This window comes from Pseudomonas sp. Irchel s3f7 (genome assembly GCF_900187615.1).
Classification (GTDB): Bacteria; Pseudomonadota; Gammaproteobacteria; order Pseudomonadales; family Pseudomonadaceae; genus Aquipseudomonas.
Window position 1 is genome coordinate 172,449 of the sequence record NZ_FYDO01000011.1, and the last position, 8,400, is coordinate 180,848.

The 8,400-nt window shown below is 61.0% G+C and carries 6 protein-coding genes, 3 tRNA genes and 1 pseudogene; all 10 read right to left on the reverse strand.

Annotated elements, in window-relative coordinates; genetic code table 11:
* Positions 1-2: 2 nt before the first annotated feature.
* Positions 3-1,034: an iron chelate uptake ABC transporter family permease subunit gene (locus CKW19_RS12140; RefSeq protein WP_095058091.1), complete on the reverse strand. Its 1,032-nt coding sequence runs from the start codon at positions 1,032-1,034 to the stop codon at positions 3-5.
* Entirely contained in the window at positions 1,027-2,016 is a 990-nt protein-coding gene (locus CKW19_RS12145) for an iron ABC transporter permease (RefSeq protein ID WP_095058092.1), read from the reverse strand. Before CKW19_RS12145 ends, CKW19_RS12140 begins: the two co-directional genes overlap by 8 nt.
* On the reverse strand, positions 2,016-2,957 hold the full coding sequence (locus CKW19_RS12150; protein WP_095058093.1) for an ABC transporter substrate-binding protein: 942 nt from the start codon (positions 2,955-2,957) through the stop codon (positions 2,016-2,018). Before CKW19_RS12150 ends, CKW19_RS12145 begins: the two co-directional genes overlap by 1 nt.
* A gap of 78 nt (positions 2,958-3,035) precedes the next feature.
* Positions 3,036-5,459 (reverse strand): TonB-dependent receptor, encoded by a 2,424-nt coding sequence (locus tag CKW19_RS12155; RefSeq protein WP_095058094.1) that lies wholly within the window; start codon positions 5,457-5,459, stop codon positions 3,036-3,038.
* Between the two features lie 67 nt (positions 5,460-5,526).
* Positions 5,527-6,477, reverse strand: coding sequence for a FecR domain-containing protein (locus CKW19_RS12160; protein WP_095058095.1), 951 nt, complete (start codon positions 6,475-6,477; stop codon positions 5,527-5,529).
* Complete coding sequence (locus CKW19_RS12165; protein ID WP_095058096.1) at positions 6,474-6,983, reverse strand: sigma-70 family RNA polymerase sigma factor; 510 nt, start codon at positions 6,981-6,983, stop codon at positions 6,474-6,476. Before CKW19_RS12165 ends, CKW19_RS12160 begins: the two co-directional genes overlap by 4 nt.
* A 367-nt stretch (positions 6,984-7,350) precedes the next feature.
* A tRNA-Asp gene (locus tag CKW19_RS12170) sits at positions 7,351-7,427 on the reverse strand.
* Positions 7,428-7,532: 105 nt separating this feature from the next.
* Positions 7,533-7,609, reverse strand: a tRNA-Asp gene (locus tag CKW19_RS12175).
* Between the two features lie 53 nt (positions 7,610-7,662).
* Positions 7,663-7,738, reverse strand: a tRNA-Val gene (locus tag CKW19_RS12180).
* Positions 7,739-8,176: 438 nt separating this feature from the next.
* Positions 8,177-8,400: pseudogene (locus CKW19_RS12185) on the reverse strand (IS110 family transposase); the annotation flags it as partial.

Sequence of the window (8,400 nt, forward strand, 5' to 3'; positions counted from 1 at the left end):
CCTCAATGACGCTGTTTGATCAACAAATAGAGAAAAAAGGGTGTGCCCAGCACGGCGACAAAAATCCCGGCCGGCAGATCCAGCGGCAAAAACAGGACACGCCCGGCGAGGTCGGCCAGCACCACGAGGTTCGCCCCGACCAGCGCCGCCATCGCTGCCTGACCACCGAAACCCGGGGCCACCAGACGCCTGGCAATGTGCGGCGCAATCAGCCCGACAAAGGCTATCGCCCCGCCCCAGGCAATCGCCGCACCGGCCAATGCCACGCTCACCAGCAACAAACCGGCACGCAGCCACTGCACGCGAACGCCGATGCCCTGAGCCAGAGAGTCATCCAGCTGTTGCACCCTCACCTGCCGGGCCAGCAGCACCAGCAGCGGGCAAATACCCAACAACCAGCCACCCAGCGCCAACGGCTCCGGCCAACTGGCGCCGTACACGCTGCCGGTCAGCCAGACATACGCCGACAGGGTTGTGGTCAACGGGCTGAAGACCAGAATGAAGGTGGTCGCGGCGGTCAACATCGCGCTGATGCCGACCCCGATCAACACCAGGCGCAGCGGGGAGGCCCCCTGCTTCCAGGCCAGCAAATAAATCGCCAATGCCGCCAGCCCCGCCCCGAGCATCGCCGCCAGCGGCAGATACTGTTGGCCCAATGCGACGGAGAAAAACGACAGATACAGCACCGCCGCCGCACTGGCGCCGCTGGTGATACCCAGCAGGTCGGGCGACGCCAGCGGGTTGCGGATGATGCTTTGCAGAATCAGCCCGGACACCGACAACGCCGCCCCCACCAACGCCGCCAGCAGCATGCGTGGGAAGCGCAGTTGCTCGACAATGAACGTCAGGCTGGCGTCCTGGTTCGACAGCAGAACCCTCAGCACCTCCAGCGGCGACAGCATGACTTTGCCCAGCGACAGCGAGCCGAGCATGATCAGCACCGTCACCATCAATGCCGACAGCAACCGCCACACAGTGGTGACGTTGATCCGCCGGGAAAACCCGCTACGGCGCCAGGTCAGGACCTTATCCATAACGACCTCCACGCCGGGCCAGCAGAATGAAAAAAGGAGCGCCGAACAATGCCGTCATCACACCCACCGGCACCTCCTGCGGCAGGATCAACACCCGCGACAAGGTATCGGCCAGCAGCAGGACAATCGCACCAAGCAGCGCGCAACCCGGCAGTAACCAGCGATGATCGATGGACAGGCCCTTGCGTACCATGTGCGGCACCAGCAAGCCGATAAACCCGATGCTGCCGGCCAAGGCCACGGCACTGCCCGCCAGACAGACCACCAGCACGCTCATCAGCAGCCGGATCAACCCGGTGCGCTGGCCCAGGCCGGTGGCGATCTCCTCGCCGGCGTTAAGCACGTTGACCTGCCCCGCCAGCAACATCGCGCCGAACAGCCCGAGTACGCCACATATCAGCAGGGGCGCGGCGACCGACAGGCTGCGCTCGGTCAACGAGCCCGCCAGCCAGAACAGCACCGTGTCCAGCCCCTCCTGATTGACCACCAGCAACGCCTGGCTGAATGCGGAGAACAACGCGGCCATCGCCGCCCCCGCCAGCACAATGCGCAACGGGCTGAGACTGCCCTGCCCCATGTTGCCGATCAGCCACACGATGCTACCGGACACGGCCGCGCCGATGAACGCACACCACAGCCAGGTATCCGGAGAGGACAGGGAAAACACCGAGGAGCACAGGATGATAAAGAAGGTCGCGCCGGCATTGATCCCGAACAAACCGGGGGACGCCAGCGGATTGCGCGTCAGCGCCTGCATCAAGGCCCCCGCCACGGCCAGGCTCGCGCCCACGGCCATCGCCATCAAGGTGCGCGACAGGCGTGTGGTGGTCACCAGCACATGGCTGACGCTGAGCGGGTCGGGATTCACGAACGCTGCTGCAATGTGCGACAACGGAATCCAGGTCGCTCCGACCGCCAGGCTCATTACGCCGCTGAGCAGCAACACGATCCCGGCGCAGCACAGCTTCAAACCATTGCTCATCAGGACAGGTCCGCCGTGATCAGCCGCGCAACGTCATCAAACATGAGGTTCGCCCCGAGCATTCCGCCCGACAGACTCCAGGCCACCCCATCGACCCGCCACACCTGCGCCTGCTGCGGTGCTCGCATTTGCTGCCACAACGGATGCTGCACCAGGCTTTCATAGTTTCGTTGCACTGCCGGTTTATCCTCGCGCAAGAAGACAAAGAAAATGTCGGCATTGACCACCGCCAGACTCTCTTTGCTGGTGAGTTTGATCGATACCCCATTCGCCGCCCGACTGGCGTCACTCCAACCGAACCCCAGCTCGGTGATCACCGAACCAGGAAAGCTTGCCGGTAAATAACTGCGGATATGGTCTTCACGGACATCCAGAATCGACACCGTTGGCGGCCAGCGCCCGGCAAACTTGTGCTGCAGTTGCTGGCGCAGTTGTGCCGTGCGTAGCTGCCAGCGGGCCAACACCTCCTCGGCCCGCTGCTGGCGGTGCAAGGCCAGGCCCATCAACGCCAAGGTCTTTTTGAACTCGAACACTTCCTCCAGCATCACTACCGGGGCGATCTGCCCGAGCAGCGGTGCGATGCGCTCATGGCGAAAGCGCGAGGCGATGATCACGTCCGGCTTGAGCAGCGCGATGTCCTCAAGGCTGGGCTGGGTTTCCAGGCCGACATGGGGCACCAGCTCCAGCGTCGAGCGCAGATAGCGATAGGTGGGCTTTTCACTCCAGGAATCGACGATGCCGCAAGGTGTGATACCCAACGCCACGGCGCTGTCGGTGGCGCCCTGAAACAGGGTGATCACCCGCAGTGGCGCGACGTCGGCCCGGGCCCACGCCGACGGGACACACTTGAGTGCAAGTACGCCCAAAGACAGGCGCAACAGCGTACGCCTGGAGGGCGTGTTGATCTGTCCGTTCTTGAGCGGGCAAGTGAGGCTGGGCATGCTCTGGTCCTCTGCAATCGATGCATGACACAACTCGGCAGCGCCCTTCCCTGTGGCGCAACGCACGGTTGAATCGATTCAGAAGTCGACGGTTGCCGAAAGGAGGTAGGTTCGTGGCGTCGCGAGCGTCAATCCAGGCTCACTGTCATCCGAGGCCCCGGCGGAACTCCAGTAGCGCTTGTCAGCCACGTTCTCGACATTGGCCCGCAGGGTGATGTTCTTTTCCTCGACCTTGAAGGCATAGCGCGCGCCCACGTCGACACGCGTCCAGGAATCGATTTCCTTGTTATTGGACTGGTCCAGGTACTGCGAGCTGGAATAGAGACTGCGGCTGGTCAAGGTCAGGCCTTGTACATTCGGCACGTCCCACTCGGCGCCCAGGTTGACGTTGTATTCCGGCGTGGCAGGCGCGCGGTTGCCGTCAAAGGTGCCCTTGGTGGTATCGGTCAGCTCGCTGTCGATGTACATGACACCGCCGAGCAGACGGAAACCTTCGAGCGGCTCACCGAACACACTGACTTCCACACCCTTGTTTTCGCGTTTGCCGTTCGGACCGAAAACCCGCGTCGTGGCGTTGGTTTCATAAGCCGGTTGCTTGATCCGGAACACCGCGGTGGTGATGGCAAACGCCCCCGCATCATATTTGGCACCGACCTCGACCTGCCGACTGATGAACGGCGGGAATATCTCGTCTTCGTTCACCGAGGTCGAAGGCGCGATCTTGCCCTGGCTCAGGCCTTCCATGTAGTTGGCATACAACGAGAGCTTGTCGGTGGCCTTGAACAGGATGCCGCCCGAGGGCGAAACCTTTTCCTCATCGTAGGCCGTGTCGCCTTTGACATCGTCCGCCCAATCATCGACCTGCACTCGCTGCCAGCGAGCGCCGAGGGTCAGCAGCACCCGATCATCGAAAAAGCCCAGTGTGTCGGACAACGCGACGCTGCTGGAGCGGTTCTCGGTATACACCTCGGAATCAAGGCGCGTGGGATTGATGGGGGTCGGTGTCTGCACCGGGTTGTAGATGTTGCTCGGCGCAGCGGCATAACGGGCGCCGCCGTTTTCGAAATCCATATAGAAATAACTGGCAGCCAGGTTGACCTCATGGCTCACCGGACCGGTATGGAACCAGTTGCGCACCCCGACGTTGGCCGTCCGGACATTTTCGTCACGAGTGAAGTCACGTGGCAGAACGCTGAAGTTACCTGCGTTGTTGGTGACCGCTACGGCGTGCCGGAGGAAGTCATGATTACTTTTACGCGCGCCCGCACCGGCGTACACCATGACGGCATCGCTGACATCGTACTCGCCGGTCACCGTACCGAAGGTGTCCTTGGTACGCGCATTGCTCCACGGCTGCGCATAGTTGTGGCGAACATCGCTGGCGTGCGGAACCTGAGCGTTGGCGCCGACCTGCACGCGTTCCTGCGGGGCGTCGGTGTCACGTTCGTTATGTCCGACGTCCGTCGAGAGCCGCAGGCGTTCACCGCGAAAATCCAGGCCCAGCACAGCCATCTCGCGATCAACACTCTGGTGATCCCATTCGGTATCGCCGGACTGCTTCACGCCGTTGAAACGAACACCGAACATGTCCCCCTCACCAAAGCGCCGACCGATGTCCACGGCCCCGCCGACCTGGCTGTCGGAAGCGTAGTTGCCGGTAAACGAAGTGATGGGCACGTCGGTGGCGCGCTTGGGCACCACGTTGATCCCGCCACCCACGCTACCCCGTGGCGAGATGCCATTTATGAGCTGGCTCGGGCCTTTGAGGATGTCGACGCGATCGGCCATTTCCATATCGATGGTGTATGTCGGCAGAATGCCGTAGAGACCGTTGTAGGAGACGTCACTGTTGAACAGGCTCATTCCGCGAATGGTGAACTGCTCATACCGCCCACCCGCCGGGTTGGTGGCGCGAACCGAGGGATCGCTGGCCACGAGGTCGCCCAAGGTACGCGCCTGCAGGTTTTTCACCAACTCACTGGTGTAGGTGGTCTCGCTGAACGGCGTTTCCATGAAATCTTTCGAGCCCAGCAAGCCTTGCGACCCACGGCGTGCCACCTGCCCGCCGACATACGGATCACCGTCCGCCGTGTCCGCCGTCGCGTAAATGGAGGTAGCACCCAATTGCAGGCTGCCGCCGGTTGGTGCCGGGGTCAGCATGTACGCCTGTTCACCCACCGGCTGCAATTGCAGACCGGAACCCTGCAGCAATTGGGCGAAGCCCTCCTCCACCGCGAAGTCGCCGGACAGACCGGGGCTGGTGCGCCCCCTCACCAGTGCCAGGTCCACTGACAGATTGACCCCGGCCAACCCCGCGAAACGAGTCAGCGCAGCGTCGAGGCTACCGGCTGGCACCTGATAGCTGCGCCGAGGCGCGTCTTCGGCCCAACCGGCAGTGATGAATAAGGGGCAGGCACTCAGGCTCAACAACAGACTCAAGTGCAACAACGGGCGCAACCTGGATGGAGCCGGACGCATACTGCTAGACATCACTGCGAGCATTGAGAATCTCTCTGATTTCGTTTCACTTGCCTTGAATGACAAGCGACACGAAAAAAGGGGACACGCTTTAAACACTATTTTTGCGCGGTACCAGCGTTACCCAGTAACGCGTACGTGAATGCACTTCCAGTGGCAGGCTGGCCGCCAGCAAAGCCAGAATACGATCGGTGTCTTCAAGGCGAAAACTGCCGGTGATGCGCAACGATTCCAGCTCGGGTTCCCAGCGCAACACGCCCGGACGATAGGTGCGGAGTTCGCGCAGGAAATCCCCCAAGGGTTGGTTCTGCGCCATCAGCACACCCTCACGCCAGCCCGGGGCGAGTACGTCAAATGGCTCTACGACACTAGCACCCGCCGCTTGAAGGCTGACCTGCTGGCCGCCGCGCAACGAAAAGACCGGTCCGTGCAGAGGCTGCAACTGCACTGTGCCCTTGAGCACCGAGACCTTGCAGCCCATCTGCCCCTGACGAACACACACCTCGCCCTGACTGACGACCACTTGCCCAAAGCGCGTGAGAATTGTCAGCGGCGACATCCCGGGTACATTCAGTGCCATTTCGCCTTCCACGAGGGTCAGGTGCCGGCTCTTCAAGTCGATATCGACGGCACTGGCGGTGTTCAGTTGCACAGCGCTGCCATCGACCAACCGGACTTTTTTACTTTCCCCGGTGGCGGTCCGAAGGTCGGCGCTCCAGACATCCAGAGGTAACTGTCGACTGATCAGCCAGGCAGTCGGCAGCAAAGCCACCGCCCCGACGGCGCGCTTGAGCACCGTACGTCGACTGGCTTGTGGTCGGTCGAGACTGGCCATGGCCAAGGCCGAAGGCAGAACGGCAAAGCGTTGGCGCAAGAGTTGTGCTTTCTGCCAGGCCTGCTCATGGCTGGAATCGCTATCGCGCCAGCTCTGCAACAACGCCCGGTCCCGCTCATTGGCGTAGCCGGATTCCATGAGGGCTAGCCACTGCGCGGCGGCCCGCACGGTTTGGCGGGTTTCAGCCGAAGGTGGCGAGCCGATCACATTTCCACCAGCAGGCAATGTTCGTAGGCTTGAGCCATGTAGCGCTTGATCGTGCGCTCCGATACTTGCAGACGCTCGGCAATCTCTTGGTAGCCCAGGCCTTCCAGTTGACTCAAAAGAAATGCTCGGCGTACCGGGCCCGGCAACCCATCGAGCAATTCGTCCAGGGCTTGCAGGGTTTCCAGCAGGATCCAGCGCTCCTCGGGAGACGGGACGCAGTCCTCGGGCAGCAACGCCAATGCATCGAGATAAGCTTGCTCCAGGCTGCGGCGCTTGTAGAAGTTGGCCAGCAGCCGCTTGCCGACTGTCGCCAGGTAGGCGCGAGGCTCTTGCAGGTCGGCGATGCGCTGGGAGCTGGCGAGCAAACGAACGAAGGTATCCTGACTCAGATCCGCCGCGTCGCTGCCATTGCCCATGCGTCGTCTCAACCATCCTTCGAGCCAGCTCCGATGGTCGCGGTACAGGTCGTGGAAGGTTTGCTCCGGCGGCAACGCTGCATCACTCATCTAAAGAAACCCTGCGCGAAGAAATATTTTAAATGCGACTCATTCTAATTAGTGTTGAGAGGTCAAACCAAGTCCTTTGTGCGAATTGCACCCGGTAAAGGCTTGAATAATTTGATCACAGACCGAGATATCGGCCGCGCGGCGCCGGTTTATCGAGGCAGCGGACTATTGAGGGGATTTTCAAGAGGCATCGGCCATCCGCGCTTGGTCGGCAGATGCGAAACCCTGAAGGTCGTGAGGAAGGAGAAAAAGACAAATCGCAGACACAAAAAACCCCGGTCTTTCGACCAGGGTCTTTGCTATCGACTCGAAGTAACCAGTGGTTTCTTCGTAGCTCCAAGGCGTTCAGTGGGCCTCGGGGCAGATATGGCGCAGCGGACGGGACTCGAACCCGCGACCCCCGGCGTGACAGGCCGGTATTCTAACCGACTGAACTACCGCTGCGTATCGCTTTGAGCTGACGCTCAATTAACTCGTCTGATTAAAAGCTCTGAGACTTTTCAATCTCTCTTTTAATCTCGAATCAGGGCGAACCTGACTCGGAAAATATGGCGCAGCGGACGGGACTCGAACCCGCGACCCCCGGCGTGACAGGCCGGTATTCTAACCGACTGAACTACCGCTGCGCGTCGGTGGAGGCATTTCAGCCTACCTCTTGCTTTCGCAAGTCTCTCGGAAGTGGTGGGTGATGACGGGATCGAACCGCCGACATTCTGCTTGTAAGGCAGACGCTCTCCCAGCTGAGCTAATCACCCGTTTGCATCTCCGAGGCCGCGAAATTTACGCAGGTAGCGAACCTAAGTCAATAGTAGGATTGAAGTTTTTCTGAAAAAGACGAAATCCGCATAAAACCTGTAGGAGCTGGCTTGCCAGCGATGGCGGCCTGCCAGCCAACCTGGATGCCGAATGTTCCGACCGATCGCGAGCAGGCTCGCTCCTATGTATGGACTCGCCCCCACTGTCTACCTGCTTTTTAAACACTGCTACCCGGTTGCATCTATGTATAAGGCCTATTCGAGGAAGCCATCTTTGGCTTCTGGCCAACATTGGTTGAGCTCACGGTATGCCGATTACATTCAGGCCTCGAAGGCCGGTAGGAGCGCAGGCATCAATCCGCGACGGTCTGACCTGGGGTCAATGTTTTCTAGCAGGGGTTGGAGCGCACTTGCGCCCCGGTGGCAGAACGCTGTCGATCAACAACTTGTCGCCGCCGGCCGGCCATCGGCCGGTTGGCGGCGATAAGTCTGGTCATTCTGTAGCAGTACCCAGATGATTCGCAGGTTGCGATTGGCCAGCCGTACCGCCGCTTCCTTGCGTCCCAGACGACTCTGCCAGCGTTGCAAGCGACGATCGTCGGGCTGTTCCGAATCTGGGCGCAGCTGCCTCAATACCGCGTGAGCCCCCTGCACCATCAGGC